General features: G+C 71.9%; 8 protein-coding genes and 1 pseudogene. 3 read left to right on the top strand and 6 right to left on the bottom strand.

Features of this window, described 5'->3' with window-relative positions:
• Positions 1-160: 160 nt before the first annotated feature.
• Both WMF45_RS24370 and WMF45_RS24365 read left to right on the top strand, forming a co-directional pair.
• On the top strand, positions 161-2,479 hold the full coding sequence (locus WMF45_RS24370; protein ID WP_437719229.1) for an alpha/beta fold hydrolase: 2,319 nt from the start codon (positions 161-163) through the stop codon (positions 2,477-2,479).
• A gap of 102 nt (positions 2,480-2,581) precedes the next feature.
• Positions 2,582-3,130, top strand: coding sequence for a hypothetical protein (locus tag WMF45_RS24365; protein ID WP_437719228.1), 549 nt, complete (start codon positions 2,582-2,584; stop codon positions 3,128-3,130).
• A 370-nt stretch (positions 3,131-3,500) separates the two neighbouring features.
• Here the strand turns inward: WMF45_RS24365 and WMF45_RS24360 are convergent.
• The 4 genes and pseudogenes from WMF45_RS24360 to WMF45_RS24345 all read right to left on the bottom strand — a co-directional run.
• Positions 3,501-4,184 (bottom strand): annotated as a pseudogene (locus WMF45_RS24360) (DNA alkylation repair protein); the annotation flags it as partial.
• Positions 4,185-4,272: 88 nt separating this feature from the next.
• A complete protein-coding gene (locus WMF45_RS24355; protein ID WP_437719227.1) occupies positions 4,273-5,274 on the bottom strand; it encodes a chemotaxis protein CheB in 1,002 nt (333 codons plus the stop codon).
• A gap of 86 nt (positions 5,275-5,360) precedes the next feature.
• Positions 5,361-5,729, bottom strand: a complete 369-nt coding sequence (locus tag WMF45_RS24350) for a response regulator (RefSeq protein WP_437719226.1) — start codon at positions 5,727-5,729, stop codon at positions 5,361-5,363.
• A 73-nt stretch (positions 5,730-5,802) separates the two neighbouring features.
• Positions 5,803-9,180, bottom strand: a complete 3,378-nt coding sequence (locus WMF45_RS24345) for a CheR family methyltransferase (protein ID WP_437719225.1) — start codon at positions 9,178-9,180, stop codon at positions 5,803-5,805.
• A gap of 507 nt (positions 9,181-9,687) precedes the next feature.
• Here WMF45_RS24345 and WMF45_RS24340 point away from each other — a divergent pair.
• Positions 9,688-10,443, top strand: a complete 756-nt coding sequence (locus WMF45_RS24340) for a Uma2 family endonuclease (RefSeq protein ID WP_437719224.1) — start codon at positions 9,688-9,690, stop codon at positions 10,441-10,443.
• 79 nt (positions 10,444-10,522) lie between these two features.
• On the opposite strand, the gene WMF45_RS24335 is transcribed toward WMF45_RS24340, so the two are convergent.
• Positions 10,523-11,431 carry a lysophospholipid acyltransferase family protein gene (locus WMF45_RS24335; RefSeq protein WP_437719223.1) on the bottom strand — a complete coding sequence of 303 codons (909 nt, stop codon included), beginning with the start codon at positions 11,429-11,431 and terminating at the stop codon, positions 10,523-10,525.
• Entirely contained in the window at positions 11,428-15,234 is a 3,807-nt protein-coding gene (locus tag WMF45_RS24330) for a serine/threonine-protein kinase (protein WP_437719222.1), read from the bottom strand. Before WMF45_RS24330 ends, WMF45_RS24335 begins: the two co-directional genes overlap by 4 nt.
• Positions 15,235-15,238: the final 4 nt, after the last annotated feature.

Here is a 15,238-nt window from a genome sequence, read left to right as displayed (position 1 = left end):
CGGGACTGAACGTAGTGCTCCGCGGGTCAAAGGGCCGTCAAGATGGGGGAGGGTTGCCATCAAGAAAGTATCAAGACCAAGGTGAGCCCGCGCGCCTCGGCCTTTCCCGCGGCGCGCAGCGCTGTTTGACATCTCCATGGCGACGGGAGAGATAGCGGCCATGCGAAGTCCGCTGCTCCCCGCGCGCTTTGGGTTGCTCTCCGTCCTCTCGGTCGCCGCGTGCGCCCCGCCCACCGGCGCGTCCCCGCCGAGGGCCGCCCCGCCCGCCAAGGCCGCTCCGGCCGCGGCGGTGAAGCAGGCCGCCCTGCCGGAGAAGACGCGCATCGCCGGCCCCGAGGCGAGCCGGATCACGTACGCCCACCTCGGCCGCCAGCCGCCGCTCGGGGCGCGGCTGCCCAGGGCGATCCAGTACGCGCCCGGCGGCAAGCTGATCACCTACCTCCAGCGGCAGGCGGACGGGCCGGAGCAGTCTCTCTTCGCCTTCGACACCACATCACGCGAGATCCGGCAGCTCGTCGCCTCGGGCGACCTGCTGAAGGACGCGAAGCCGCTGTCCCGCGAGGAGGAGCTCCGCCGCGAGCGACAGCGCATGTTCTCCAGGGGGATCACGGCCTATTCGTGGGCGAAGCGGGCAGAGGTCCTGCTCATCCCCTTCGGCGGCGACCTCTTCTTGCGCGACGCGCGCGACCCGAGAGGGGCGATCGCGCGGCTCACCGACACGCCCGAGCCCGAGATCGATCCGAAGGTGTGCGACGGCGGCGAGCGCGTCGTGTTCGTCCGCGGGCGCGAGCTCTTCATGATCGACGTCGCCTCGCGCCGCGAGACGGCGCTGACCCGGGGGGCGCCCGAGGGGGTCTCGCGCGGCCTGAGCGACTTCAACGGTCAGGAGGAGTTCGATGAGCCGAGCGGCTTCTGGATCTCCCCCGGCTGCGACCGGGTGGCTTACCTGGAGGTCGATGAGCGAGAGGTCGAGAAGGTGCCAGTCCTCGGCTTCCGCGACGGCAAGGAAGATCTCATGATGGCGCGTTACCCGCGCGTCGGCGGCAAGAACCCCCGCGTCCGGGCGGGCATCCTCGATCTCGCCACCAGGAAGACGACTTGGCTCACGTGGAAGGGCGGCGATGGCAAAGACGAGCGCTACCTCGGCCGGTTCGTCTGGGCGGAGGACGGCAAGGCGCTCTGGTTCCAGACCCTCTCGCGCGACCAGAAGCGCCTCTCGCTCCTCCGCGCGAGGCCGCGCTCGGGCGAGGCCGCCGAGGTCGTCGTCGAGACCTCGCCCACGTGGGTGGACTTCGCCGACATGCGGCTCCTCGAGCGCTCGCCGAGGTTCCTCTGGTCGACCGCCGAGGGCGGCCACCGCCACCTCGCGCTGCGGGACGCCGGCTCGGGCGCCGAGCTCGCCAGGCTCACCGCGGGCGACTGGGACATCACCTCGCTCCTTCCGCCGGACGAGGAGCGCGGCCTCGCGCGCTTCGTGGCGACGAAGGACGGCCCGACCGAGCGCCACCTCTACACCGTGCCGCTCGCGGGCGGCGAGGTGAAGCGGCTCACGTCCGACCCGGGGATGCACCAGATCACCGTGGATACGAGGGGGCCGGGGTACGTCGAGCTCCACGCGGCCCTGGATCGCCCGTGGAGAGGGGCGGTGAGGGGCGCGGACAACGCCGAGCTCGGCGCGCTGCCGGCGCCCGTCGACCGCGAGCTCGCGGAGCTCGAGCTGCGCGCCCCCGAGATCGTCGAGGTGCGCGCCGCGAGCGGCGACACGCTCTATGGCGCGCTGCTCGCGCCGCGGAGGATCGAGCCCGGCCGCCGCTATCCGGTCGTGGTGAGCGTGTACGGGGGGCCCGGCGTCCAGACGGTCTTCAACTCGTGGTCTCCGTGGCTCCTGTGGAATCACCTCGCGGACCGCGGGGTTGTGGTCTTTCAGCTCGACAACCGCGGCTCGGCGAACCGCGGGCGCGCGTTCGAGTCGGTCATCCATGGGCGCCTTGGCGAGGTCGAGCTCGCCGATCAGATCGCGGGCCTCGATTTCCTGAAGACGCTGCCTTACGTCGACGCGGGCCGCGTCGGGATCTACGGCCACAGCTACGGCGGCAGGATGGCGCTGGAGGCGCTCCTCATGGCGCCGGACCGCTTCCACGTGGGCGTCGCGGGATCACCGGTGAGCGACGATCGGCTGTACGACACGGGCTATACGGAGCGGTACATGGGTCTCCTCGACAAGGAGGCCGCGCGGTACGAGGCGACCGATCTCACGAAGCGCGCGGGCAACCTGCGCGGCAAGCTGCTCCTCATGCATGGGCTCATGGATGAGAACGTGCACTTTGCGCACACGGCGAAGATGATCGAGGCGCTCATGGCCGCGGACAAGCGGTTCGACACCCTCGTGTTCCCGGGCGAGCGGCACGGCTACCGGTCGCCGGCCGCGAGCCATTACGCGAACCGCGCCATCGTCGAGTACCTGACAGAGCACCTCTGAGCGCCGCGCGCCGCGCCCGGCCGGCGCTCTGCCCGCCTCGCCGCCTCGCAGGCGCAGCGCGCGGCGGCCTGTGAATCGCATGCGCCCCGGTCGGAGGGATCCATGAAGAAGCTTGCACAGACGAACAGAGACAAGGCCATCGACCTGCTCAGCGAGCGGCTGACCTTCGAGCGCGCGGGCGTCAAGCTGTACGACTCCATCGTGGAGAAGATCGGCCGCGCGGCCGATCCCCTCCTGATGGCCCGGCTCGGCGAGCTCAAGGAGTACCGGGACCAGGAGAAGGAGCACGAGGAGTGGCTCGAGGCGCAGATCCGCGCGCTGGGCGGGGACGCGCACGCCGAGACGGACATGTCGCGGCTGGTCACGGTCGAGTCGCGGGGCATCGAGCAGATCGTGCTCGACGGGGACATGAACCCGACCCACCTCTTCCACGCGCTGCTGACCGCGGAGCTCGTCGACAACGCCGGCTGGCAGCTGCTGCTCGAGCTCGCCGACGAGGCGGACGACAGCGAGGCGAGGCAGGCGTTCCGGCGCCGCCTGCACGAGGAGGAAGATCACCTGATCTTCACGCGCAGGGTCGTCGAGCGGCTCACGCGCAAGGAGCTGCTCGGGTTGCCAGGCGAGCTGTTCACGACGGCGCACCCGGCGTGATCCAGCGCCGGACGGCGCGTGTCCTTGAGCGGCGGCGTCGCGGGGCGGGGGCGGCCTCGCGCTGCGGGCGCGCGCCCTGGTTCCGCGTGTCCTACAGGTCGCCAGGGACCTGTCTCACGAGTGAAGAGAATTTTCAACGCAAAGACGCAAAGTCGCAAAGACGCAAAAATGCATGAGAGTCTGTTCTCTTTTTTGCGCCTTTGCGTCTTTGCGCCTTTGCGTTGAAATCTCTCCCCCGATGCTCTGGCGGGTGGAACTAGCGGGCCCGCTTCGCGGCGGCAGCCTTGGCGGGCTTCGCAGCGGCCTTGGCGGGCTTCGCGGCGGCAGCCTTGGCGGGCTTCGCAGCGGCCTTGGCGGGCTTCGCGGCGGCCTTGGCGGGCTTCGCCGGCTTCCTGGCCCAGATGCTCTCGATGTAGGCGGTCGCGTCGGGCGTCTTGCAGCTCGTCTCGCCGTGGTCGATCTCGACCTTGCCGATGCGCCGCGCGGCCGTGAGCGCCATGCCGCGCAGCGGCTCGTTCCGCCCGCCGATGCTGATGAGCGCGCTGTTCATCCCCTCGCGGGCGCGGTTCTTCGCCCGGTGGATCGACGCCTCGATCACCGAGAGCCGCTCCTCGAACACGCTGTCGGGCAGCGACGGATCCTCGGTCGCGAGCAGGCCGAGGAGCGTCCAGCCCGCGCGGCCAATCCACTCGTCGTTCGACGCGGTCCAGCGCGCCATCGCGTCCCGGGCGAACGGCGTCTTCAGCGCGACACGCTTCATGAGCAGGTCGATGAGCACCGGCGAGCGCAGACCGTCGAGCCACGCCGCGAGCTTGTCCCAGGTGAAGCGCTCCGGATCGGCGAGCGCCACCGCCAGCGTCCTCGCGTCGGCGTTGCCCGTCGCCCAGAGCGCCTCGGCGAGCTCGTGGTCGCGCTTGATCCGCTTCTCCAGCGCGTTCATGTGGGCGAAGCTCACGCCGAAGAGCGGATCGGTCATCCCGTGGCGCCGGTACACCTTGCGGTTCTGCTCGGTGCCGAGCCGCTCCAGCTCGCCCATCACCTCGGCGAAATCCATGGGCCACACCTAGCCCTTCCGTCCATCGTGCGCCACGGCGCGCTCGCCCTGCCGCGCCGCGGCCTCGGCCCGCTCCGCGAGCGACCGCTCACCCCGTCGGCGGCAGCCGCCCCCGCGTCGGGCGGGCGCTCCCCGTCGATCCGTTGCCCCCGCCGGTGCCCAGCAGCGCCCGGCGCACCAGGGTGCCCCGCTCCTCGGCCACCCGGAGTCGCTCCTCGTAAAGGGCCAGCAACAGCGGCTGGTTCCGCTCCGCCGCGCGCGCCGCCATCCGGCGCGCCAGCGCCGCGCTGTCCTCGATCGTGCGGAGCGCGATCCACAGCGCCGCGTCGAGCGCCGAAGCCTGCTCGTCCTCCAGGCCCTCCGGAGAGTAGCGATGGCCGACCTTGCACCTGAATTGGAGCGTCGCGCCGTCGTCGCGCCGGACCAGGTTCCCGCCGCACCCCGGACAGGTGAAATCGCTCTCGATCGCATCCACCGTCCCTCCCCCTGTCGCCGCTCGCCGCTCTGCCGGGGCTCCACCGGCCTCCTGCTGCACCAGATCCATGAGGAGCGGCGCCAGCTGCGCCAGGGGGACACTGTGGTCCACCGGGACGTTGTCGAGCGCGCTCTGCGGCATCTCCGAGAACAGGGCGTCTTTCGGATCCTGGACCACGGCGATGCCGCCGCAGCGCTTCACGTCCATGAGCCCGGCCGTGCCGCAGTCGCGCATGCCGGAGAGGACGACGCCGATCACGCGGTCGCCGTACGCCGCCGCCGCGGTCCTGAACAGCGGGTCCACGGCCGGCCTGTGCCCGTTCTCGCGCGCGCTGTGAACCACGCGCACCACGCCATCTCCGAGCAGGAGATGGTTGTCCACCGGCGCCACGTAGACCCGCCCTCGCTCGATCGGCTCGCCGTCGACCGCCACCCCCACCTGCAGCCGGGTCGACCGCCCGAGGATCGTGGCGAGCATGCTCCGCGCCGTCGGCGGAAGGTGAAGGACCACGAACAGAGACGCTGGCAGATCGCCAGGCAGCCCCCCGAGAAGCACGATCAGCGCCTCCACGCCTCCAGCCGACGCCCCGATCGTGATGATGTCCGGTTCCGGCACAGTGCGCCTCGCTGAGGAGAGGGGGAGAAGCGAAGCAGACGAGAAGAAGAGAAGAGCAGCGACGGGGCCCCGCGCGCAGGCGCCGCCTACGAAGGCGGGCGGACCACCCGCGCCATGGTGGAGAGGAGCACGCCCATGCTCGCCGGCTTCCGGATCACGGCGGCCGCCTTGAGCTGCTCGGCCGCTGTCCGGAGATCATCGGGCGTCCGCGCCGAGAAGAGCACGATGGGCGGCCGATCCGACAGGCCCCGCAGCCGCTCGATCAGCTCCTCTGTCGTCGCGCCGGACACGGTGAGATCGAGCAACGCGGCGTCGTAGCGCCGCTCCGTCAACGCGGCGATCGCCTCGTCGGCTGTCTCGGCCGACTCGACGGCATAGTCGGCCATCCCCAGCAGCTCCCGGAGCATGTTGCTCGAGTCCAGGTCGTCTTCCACCACCAAGATCGTCCCCTTCATGGGCCTGGTCCCTTCCGCAGCGCCGCTCGACCGGCCGCGCGCGAGCGCAGGAGAGCGGCGTCGATTCAGCGCGTCAGTCGTGTGCTTGTCGGTCCTCGATCAGCGGCAGCCTGACCGTGAAGGTCGCCCCCTTGCCTTCCGCGCTGCGCACAAAGATCTGGCCGCCGTGCGCCCTGATGATCTCCCTGCAAATGAAGAGCCCGAGGCCCATGCCTCCGCCGGAGGGGTGGCCGCCTCTCTCCACCTGGTAAAAGCTCGAGAATAGGTGAGGCAGGTTGGCCGCGGGGATCCCCGGGCCGTAGTCCTCCACGTCGAGCTCGGCGCCCCCGCCTGCGCGCCGCAATCGCACCTCGAGCTGGGGGGTGCCGTTCGCGTGCTTGAAGGCGTTGACGATCAGGTTCATGAGAACCTGCTCCAGGCGCGCGGCGTCGCCCTTCACCACGAGCGGCTCCGCCGTGCCGGGGGGCAGCACGACGTGGATCTTCGGCGTCGCCGCGAGCGACTGGGCGCCCTCGGCGGTGCTCGCGACCAGCGGGACGAGGTCCACGTCCTCGATCTGGAGCTCGAACTTCCCGGTCTGGATGCGGCTCGCGCTCACGAGATCATCGACAAGCCGCGCGAGGCGCTGGCTCTGGGTGCGGGCGAGCGAGGCGAAGCGGTGAAAGCGTGCGTCACCGTCCGTGGGGAGCAGGCTGAGCAGCATGTCGAGGTAGCCGTGGAGGGGCACGAGCGGCGTGCGGAGCTCGTGGCTCGCCATCGCGATGAAGCGATCCTGCAGCTTGCGGAGGCTCCGGTCCGTGATGTCGCGGATGACGATCACGCCGCGCTCGGCCGTCTCTGCGGGGTGCGGGCTGCCGGTGGCGATGGGCTGGCCGGTGGCCTCGAAGTGCCGGCTCGCGCCGCCAGGGCCCGGGATGGAGAACTCGATCTGGAACTTCTCGCCTCGCGCGGCCCGCTGCTCCGGCGCGTCGTGGGCGGGCAGCAGCCGGCCCTTCTCGTCCATCGCGACGGGCCGACCCTCACCGAACATCGTGAAATACGCGTCGTTCGTGAGCACCGGACGCCCGGCGCCGTCGACCACGAGGAGCGCGTCGCCCATGCTGTGCAGGATCGCGGAGAGCCGCGCCCGCTCGTTCTCGATCGGCGCGGACAGATCCTGGATCTCGCGGCTCCTCGCCTCGAGATCGGCGTTCGTCGTGTTCAGCTCCTCGATCGTCGCCTGGAGCTCCTCGTTGACGGTCTCCAGCTCCTCGTTGGTCGCCTGGAACTCCTCGTTCAGCGTCTCGACCTCCTCCATGGCGGCCTGCGCCTCCTCGGTGGAGACCATCAGCTCCTCGTTCAGGGCGCGGAGCTGCTCGTGCGCCGACGTGAGCTCCTCGTTGGCCCGGAGCAGCTGACGGTTCTGCTCCGACAGCCGCCGGATCATCAGCCTGTCCGCCTCGCCGGCGCGCTCGACCTGCGAGCGCGCGGCGGTCTGCGCGTCGAGCTCGGAGCGCAGGCGAACGAGCTCGGCCGCCGTCCGATCGAGCTCCGCCCGGAGCTGCGCCCCCTGGGCGATCGCGTCGTCGCTGGCCTCCCGGCGCCGCACCGCCGCGGTGACGTCCTCGATCACCAGCAGCGCGACGGCGAGCTTGCTCGGGTCGAGCTCGATCTGGGGCGCGAGGCAGGAGAGCTGGATGGTGGTCCGCTCGCCTTGCGGCGTCGGATCGAGGGTGATCTCGATCAGGTCACGCGCCTCGCCCCGGAAGGCGGCGTCGATGGCGTCGAGCAGCGGCCGGTGGGGGATGACCTGCGCCAGGTGCACGAAGTCCTGCCCGAGCGCCGTGCCGTGGATGCCGAGCAGGCGCCGCGCGGCAAAGTTGATCTCCAGGATGTCGTAGCGGCTGTCGATGACCACGATGCCCTGGCGGAAGCCCGATAGAAGCAGGTCGATGGACAGGCGGGCGCGCGGCTGCTCCCTGAGGGGCCGCATGTTCAAGAGGGGGCTCTTGCCGCGGGGAGCGCGCCTGGTCAGCACGGGGGGGAGGGAGGGCCCGGGGGGGATGAGGATGCGCTCGCCGCGGCGCACGTAGATCTTGTAGTGGATGTCGTGGGGGACGAAGTACTCGCTGAGCGGGCTCGTCGTCTCGGCCTTGCCGAGCACGAGGTAGCCGCCTTCTCGCAGGGAGAAGGCGAAGAGGTGCAGCGTGCGGCGCTGGAGGTCGCTCGTGAAGTAGATGAGCACGTTGCGGCACACCACCAGATCGAGGTGCGGGAAGGGCGCGCGCTGGCCGAGGTCGTGCTCGCCGAAGACGGTGAGGCTGCGGATACGCTTCTTGACCTGGTACTGACCGTCGACCGCGACGAAGTAGCGATCGAGCAGGCCGTGGGGCAGGTCCTCGACGGCGCTCGCCGCGTAGACCCCACGGCGGGCGAACGCGATCGCCTCGCTGTCGACGTCGGTCGAGAAGATGCGGATGTTGAAGGCGTCGAGCTCGTCCCCGAGCAGCTCGCTGATCAGGATGGCGAGCGAGTACGCCTCCTCGCCGGTGGCGCACCCGGCCGACCAGATCCGCAGCGCCTTGTTGTCGCTGCGGGCGTGCGCGATGAGCCCGGGCAGGATCACGTCCCGGAGCTGCGCGAAGAGATCGGGGTCGCGCATGAACTCGGTGACCTTGATAAGGAAGCTGTTGATGAGCCGCTGGAGCTCGTCGGGGTGCTCGGCGAGGTGCTGCCGGTAGGCCTCGATGGACTCCGTGTTCGTGGCCGCCATCCTGCGCCGGAGCCGGCGCAGGATGGTCGCCTGCTTGTACTTCCTGAAATCGATCCCGCTCCGCTCGCGCACGACATCGAGGAGCTCCTGGAGCCGCTTCTCGTCGTCCGCGGGGGGCTCGACGTACGAGCCCGCGAGCAGATCGTTGAGGATGGGCCCGATCCGATCGAGATCGGCCACGATGTCGACGGTGCTCGGGGCCAGCGACTCGGGCATGCCCGGGAAGCTCGCCGTCTGGGGGTTCTCGATGATGACGGTGCCGCCGCCCTTCTTGACGTGGAGCGCGCCGGCGCTGCCGTCGGAGCCGCTGCCGGTCAGGATGACGGCGACGAGGCCCTCGCCGAAGGCCTCCGCCGCGGTGCGGAAGAGCATGTCGACGGACGGCTTGGGTCGATCGGTGCTGTCGGGCCGGAGCCGGAGCTCGTGGTCGCTGATCTCCACGTCGCGCCCCGAGGGCACGACGTAAATGACGCCGTCCTCGAGCGGGGAGACCGTGGCGACGGTGCGGACGGGCAGCGCGCTGCGGCGGGCCAGCACGTCGACGAGGTGGCTGGGCCGCCGGGGGTCGAGGTGCTGGGCGATCACGATAGGCGCCGGGAACGGCGCCCTGAACGTGGAGACGAGCGCGCTGAGGGTCTGGATACCGCCCGCCGAGCAGCCGATCACCACGAGCTGAGGTTTGATGCGGGGGTCTGCCATGAGTCTGTAATGAGCTCTTATATACGGGAACCTCAGGACGGATGAGGTGCGACGGGGCGGTCATGGTCAAAAAAGGGTCAAAAAATAAGGGCGCTCCTGAGCCTGGTGCAGCGCCTGGTCAGGCGCGTGCCCGGCGGGCGCGGCGGCGTCGTGCCTCCGGAGGGGATTCGAAGAAGGACGAAAATTCACTGACAGCCGCGAGAGGATGGAGTGAAGAGCTCGCGATTCGCGCGAAGAGCGGGTGATTCGCTCCAAGAGCTCGCGGACTCGGGCCGCGCTTGTGCGTCATTGCGCGCTCGTCCCGAAGTTTGTCATGCAGAGTTCTTCTGAAGTGCGCTTGTCGACGCGGCGCAGGGCGGCAGGCCGAGCCGGGAGCGGCGCGCCGTCGGTGCCCTGGCATCGTCACGGAGCTCCGTCGCGGCCGGTGGGGGGCCGTGGTACGGGGGGCCTCCGCGACGCGTTCGACGGCGAGGGCGACGAGCGGTACTCTCCCTGGAGGAGCGACGCATGGCCTTTCAGAGCGACACCTCGTTCGTCCCGATCCCGCCGCCCGGCGAGGACGAGCTGCCGTACGACGACGGGGAGCCGATGGAGTCCGAGCGGCATCGCAAGCAGATGGACCTCCTCATCGAGGCGCTGGATCTGCTGTGGAAGGAGCGCGACGACGTGTACGTCGGCGGCAACATGGCCGTCTACTTCAGCGAGCTCCAGGCAAAGAAGAACGATTTCCGCGGGCCGGACGTCTTCGTGGTGCTCGACACGGTGAGGCGCGAGCGCAAGTCCTGGGTCGTCTGGCAAGAGGACGGAAGGACGCCCGACGTGGTGATCGAGCTGCTCTCGGAGAGCACCGAGAAGGTCGATCGCACCGACAAGATGCGGATCTACGCGAAGCTCCTGCGCGTGCCCGAGTACTACCTGTTCGATCCGTTCACAGGCGTCCTCGAGGCCTATGCGCTCGATCTCGCCACGATGGCGTACGTGCCTGTCGCGCCCGGCGCGGGCGGCGACGTGGCGAGCCCGCGGCTTCACCTCGGGCTCGGCGTCCGCCGCGGCACCTACCACGGCCTCGAGGCCGACTGGCTGCGCTGGCTCGACCCGGAAGGGCGCGTGGTACCCACGGGCGAGGAGCAGGCGCGGGCCACCGAGGAGCAGGCGCGGGCCGCAGGGGAGCGGGCACGCGCGGCGCAGCACGAGGCGACGCTCCTCGCAGCGCGGCTGGCCGAGTACGAACAGCGGTTCGGCAAGCTGCCCGGCGGCGGCTAGCTCGGGTCCGAGGCTGCCGGGAGCCGCCCGGGAGAGCTGAAGCTCGACCCGGCGACTCCGGACTGCCGTGGTGCCCGTCTCAGCGACGCAGTCCGGCGCGCTCCGGGCGAGCGGCCGCCTCGCCCCCCTCCCGGAGCGCCTCCGGCAACGCCGACGCCACGGCGGATCTGCACGCCTCCATCGAGGCGTGCAGCGCCTCGAGCGACGCCCCCGGCGGGTCGAGCGGCGGGTGCACAACGACCCGCACGACGCCGGGCGCGGCGGCATAACGTCCCTTTGGCTGCAGCGCGCCCGCGCCGTCGACGGTCACCGGCAGGACGCGCGCGCCCGCGGCCGAGGCGGTCCGGAACGCGCCCAGCCGGAAGGGCAGGAGCCGGCCCGTCGCGCTCCGCGTGCCCTCGGGGAAGAACATCGTCGACCACCGCCGCATCACGTTGCGCTGCGCCTCGCCGAGATCCGCGATCGCGCCGCGGGCGCGCCGCCGGTCGACAGGCGTGTGGCCGTACAGGCGCATGCCCCAGCCCAGCACCGGCACGCGGAACAGCGCGCGCTTCGCCAGGAACCGGAGCGGCGTGCGCCCCTGGAGCACCACGAGCAACGCGAGGATGTCGAGCGTGCTCTGGTGGTTCGCCGCGATCACGTACCGCTCCCCCGGCCGCGCGTGCTGGACGCCCTCGGCCTCGACGCGCACGCCGACCAGCCAGAGCGCCCCGCGCGCCCAGACGACCGAGAGCCGGTCGTGCATGCGCTGCCGGGGATCGAAGGGAAAACAGAGCAGGCCGACAGGGAGCAGCACGACGAGGAACAGCATCGCCCAGGCGTGGGCGAGCGCCGTGCGCACCACCTCGACCGCGCCGGCCGGCGCCGTGGCAGCGCCCGCGCAGCGCGCATCACGCCCACCGCCGGCCGTCGAGGCGACCTCCGCAGCGGCCGCGGATCCCTGCTCGCGCAGCCCCGCCCGCGTGGTGCCGCCGTCCTCCGCCGTCACTTGGCGACCGGCGGGGCCTCCGGCCCGTCGAAGCGGGGGACGAAGCCCTCCACCGAGGCCAGCGTCTCCAGCAGCGTGACGTGGCGGAGGCGCGGGATCGCCACGATCGTCGGCCCGCCGAGCTCCTCCTCCGGGACCGCGATCGTCGCCGCCGCCGCGAGCTCCGCCACCGTCGCGGCCACGACCTCCGTCGTGCCGACGTTGCTCGGGCCCGCGCTCCGGACCTCGCGCGGCAGATCGGCCCAGTACGCCCGCGGGGGGCCCTGGAACGCCGCCTCGGCCGGGACGCGCGGCCAGAACGTCGGATCCGTCAGGCCGAGCTCCTCGACGAGCGCCGCGCGCTCGGCGCGGACGCCGCGCGCAGCCCCCCCGTCGCCCAGCGCGTCGAGCGCCTCGGCGTGACGCTCGAGCGCCGTCACGAGCAGCGTCCGGTTGCCCGAGGCGCGGATGAGATCGAGCGTCTCCCGGCCGTACGCGGCGAGCTCGCCGGCCTGGGCGGCGTCGCCGGCGTCGTCGGCGAGCAGCGCCCGCGCGTGCATCCGGCCGACCCGGCCGAGGCTCACGGCGTACGCGTCGCCCGTCCCCGCCGAGCCGATCTCGATCGCCCGCTCGTAGGCGGCGAGCGCCTCGCGAAGCAGGCCCTGCACGAAGTACACGTCGCCCAGGTACCCCTCCGCCCAGCCGCGCCCCATGCCGATGCCCAGCACGCCGCTCAGGTTGACGGCGTTCGCGATCAACACGCGGGCCCGCGTGAGCTGGCCCATGTGGAACTGGTGCCGGCCCGCGTACATCGTCCCCATGTACAGGTAGAGCCCGCTCAGGCCGTGCTCCTCGGCGTACGAGAGCAGCTGCGCTGTCGACCGGACCCCGAGATCCCAGTCGAACCGGCCCTCCGCGAGCACCGCGTGGTAGAACCACGTGCCGAGCAGCCGCACCGGGTCGCGCAGGCGCTCGGCGAGGCGCGCGGCGTCCGCGGCGTTCTGCTCTGCCTCGGCGTAGGAGCCGGACTGGCTCAGCGCGACGCAGAGGATGCCGCGCGAGTGGCAGAGCTCGACGTACTCGCCCGCCGCCTCGGCGAGCTCGCAGCCGCGGCGGAGCGGCTCGGTCGCCGGGCCCACCTTGCCGGCCGCGCACAGCGCGCGCCCGAGGATGTTCGCTGGCAGGCACTGGTACGGGCGCAGCTCCGGGCTCGCGCCGATCGCCTCGAGCGCCTTGCGGCTGTGGGCCACCGCGTCGGCGAACTCGCCCCGCACGTAGTGCACGCGCGACAGCGCGCTGGAGAGGGCCGCCGTGACGAGCGGCGTCTCCGGCAGCGCCCCCTGCGTGCGGCGGAGCAGATCGAGCGGCTCCGCCGTGCTGCCGAGCAGGCACGCCACGCGCGCGAGCTCGTGCGCGCAGCGGGCCCTGAGCTCGATCCGCGCCGGGTCGAGCGGCAGCCGCTCGAGCAGCGCGAGCGCCTGCTTCAGCCGGCGGCTGGCGCCGTGCGGATCCTGGAGCCGATCGGCCTCGCCCGCCGCGAGCAGGTACGTCGACGCGGCGCGGTCGAGCTCGCCGGCGCGCTCGACGTGGTGCGCGAGCGTCCCCGGATCGCCGCCGCGCAGCTCGATGCGCCGCGCGATGCGCCCGTGGTAGTCGGGGCGCTCGTCAGGCGGCACGCGGGCGGCGAGCTGCTCGCGCGCCGCGTCGTGCGAGAACGACGCGAGGCCTCCGTCCTCGCCGAGGCAGACGTAGTGCGCCGCGGCGTCGCGCAGGGCGCTGTCGACCTCCGCCGGGTCGAAGAGCCCGAGCTCGACCAGATCGTCGCGCAGGAACTGGCGGCCGATGAGCGCGGCGACGCCGAGGACCTGGACCGTCGTGGGATCGAGCGCGTCGATGCTGCGCGAGAGGACGTCCGAGACCGACGCGGGCGCGAGGTAATGCGCGTCGGCGCGGGAGATCTCGAGCGCGCCGCTCCGGCTGCGCTGCAGGAAGCCCTCGGTCTCCATGTTGCGGACGACCTGGATGTTGAAGAGCGGGTTGCCCGCGGCGAGCAGCGGGACGCGGCGCACGAGCTCCTGGACGAGGTCGTCCCCCGCGCCGCGGCCGAGCGCGGAGAGGAGCGCCCGGTTCGCCTCGGGCCGGAGCGGGCCGAGGTCGAGGCGCTCGACGTCCTTCCACGCGAGCCACCCCGCCGTGCGCGGCGTCATCGGCGACGAGCCCGGGCCGCGCAGCGCGGACGAGCCGGGCGGAGGCAGCGACGAGCCGGGCGGAGGCAGCGACGAGCCGCGAGCGAAGGGCGGCCGCGCCGTGCCGAGCAGCAGCACCGGCATCTCGCCGAGCTGATCCGAGAGGCGCAGCAGCACCTCCTGCGTCGCCTCGTCGGCCCAGTGCACGTCCTCGATCGCGAGGACGACCGGGATCTCCTCGGAGATCGCGCCGAGCAGCCGCAGGATCAGCTCGGCGACCCAGCGCGTGCCGCCCGGGCCGATGGCGCCGCCCTCGTCGGCGAGCCCGACCGCGCGCGTCAGCTCCGGCACGAGCCCCCGGAGGAGGGCGGCGTCATCGGCGATCACGAGGCTCACCAGCCGGCGGATGCGCGCCGCCCGGCTGTCGCCGTGCCGCTCCAGCCAGAGCGCGATCTGCGTCAGCGCCTCGCGGATCGCGGAGTAGGGCACGAGCCCGGAGAGCTCCCTGCACCGGCCGTACGCGACGATCGCCGTGCCCGCCTGCTCGGCGCTCCGGAGCAGCTCGGCGACGAGGCGGCTCTTGCCGACGCCCGTGTCGCCGACCACCACGGCCGGCCGCGGCTCGCCGCGCACCGCGCCCTGGACGAGCTCGATGAGCCGCCCGAGCTCCTGCTCGCGGCCGACGAACGGCGCGTCGTGCGCGTCGTCGAAGGTCTCCGGCGCGCCGGAGTCGCGCTCGGGCGCCTCGGCCTCGGCCCCGGCCGGGGGCTGCGAGGTGCCGTGGAGCGTGATGTAATAGAGCTCCTTGAGCCGCGCGCAGAGCCGGGCCGCGCTGGAAAAGCGCCGCGCCGGGTCGCGCTCCAGGAGCTCCTCGACGAGCGCGACGACGGGCGCCGGCGTCTCGGGCGCCGCGTGGGCGAGCGGCACGAGCGTGCCGTAGACCTTCTGGTTGATGACGCTGTTGACGGTGCCGTCCGAGAACGGGAGCCGGCCGGCGAGCAGCTCGTAGAGCATGACGCCGACCGCGTAGAGGTCCATCCGGGGGCTCGGGCGCCCGAGCGCGCCGCGCTTCAGGCACTCGGGCGCCAGGTACGCGATGGTGCCCGCGTTGACGCGGGTGTGCTCGGGCTGGAAGCTCACGGTGAGCGTCGCCAGGCCGAAATCGAGGATCTTGAGCCGGGGCTCGTACGGATCGGTGAGGACGATGTTGCTCGGCTTGAGGTCGAGGTGGAGGACGTTGAGCGCGTGGCAGTGCGCGAGCGCCTCGGCCACGCGGCGCGCGATGCGCAGGGCCTCGATCGTGTCGAGCGAGCCCATCCGTGCGAGGTACCGGTCGAGCGTCTCGCCCTGCACGAGCTCCATCGCCAGGTAGAGACCCACACCGTCCAGGACGCCGTACGAGGAGAGCTTGACGAGCGAGGGGTGGCGCAGACGGAGCAGCGCCTCGATCTCGTTCTGCTGGGCGAAGAGCTGCCCGGCGTTCTGGGCGCTCACGTCCTTGAAGATCTTGATGGCGGCGTCGTTTCCGGCCCCGTCACGGCCGCGGAACACGGCGCCGAAGCCGCCCTCGCCGAGGCGATCGGCGATCGTGTACTCGCCGATCCTGGCGCCGCGCTCGATCAAGGGATCGCCGACCATCGCT

Origin of the sequence: Sorangium sp. So ce448, assembly GCF_051520915.1 — a bacterium.
GTDB classification, from domain to species: Bacteria; Myxococcota_A; Polyangia; order Polyangiales; family Polyangiaceae; genus Sorangium; species Sorangium cellulosum_B.
Note: the sequence above shows the minus strand (reverse complement) of the source record. Positions and strands in the feature narration are given on the sequence as shown.

Bases quoted from the DNA above. Each gene is read 5' to 3' on its own strand.
- WMF45_RS24340 (WP_437719224.1), top strand. From the start codon at position 9,688: ATGGCCTTTCAGAGCGACACCTCGTTCGTCCCGATCCCGCCGCCCGGC.
- WMF45_RS24330 (WP_437719222.1), bottom strand. From the start codon at position 15,234: ATGGTCGGCGATCCCTTGATCGAGCGCGGCGCCAGGATCGGCGAGTAC.
- WMF45_RS24345 (WP_437719225.1), bottom strand. From the start codon at position 9,180: ATGGCAGACCCCCGCATCAAACCTCAGCTCGTGGTGATCGGCTGCTCG.
- WMF45_RS24365 (WP_437719228.1), top strand. From the start codon at position 2,582: ATGAAGAAGCTTGCACAGACGAACAGAGACAAGGCCATCGACCTGCTC.
- WMF45_RS24350 (WP_437719226.1), bottom strand. From the start codon at position 5,729: ATGAAGGGGACGATCTTGGTGGTGGAAGACGACCTGGACTCGAGCAAC.
- WMF45_RS24370 (WP_437719229.1), top strand. From the start codon at position 161: ATGCGAAGTCCGCTGCTCCCCGCGCGCTTTGGGTTGCTCTCCGTCCTC.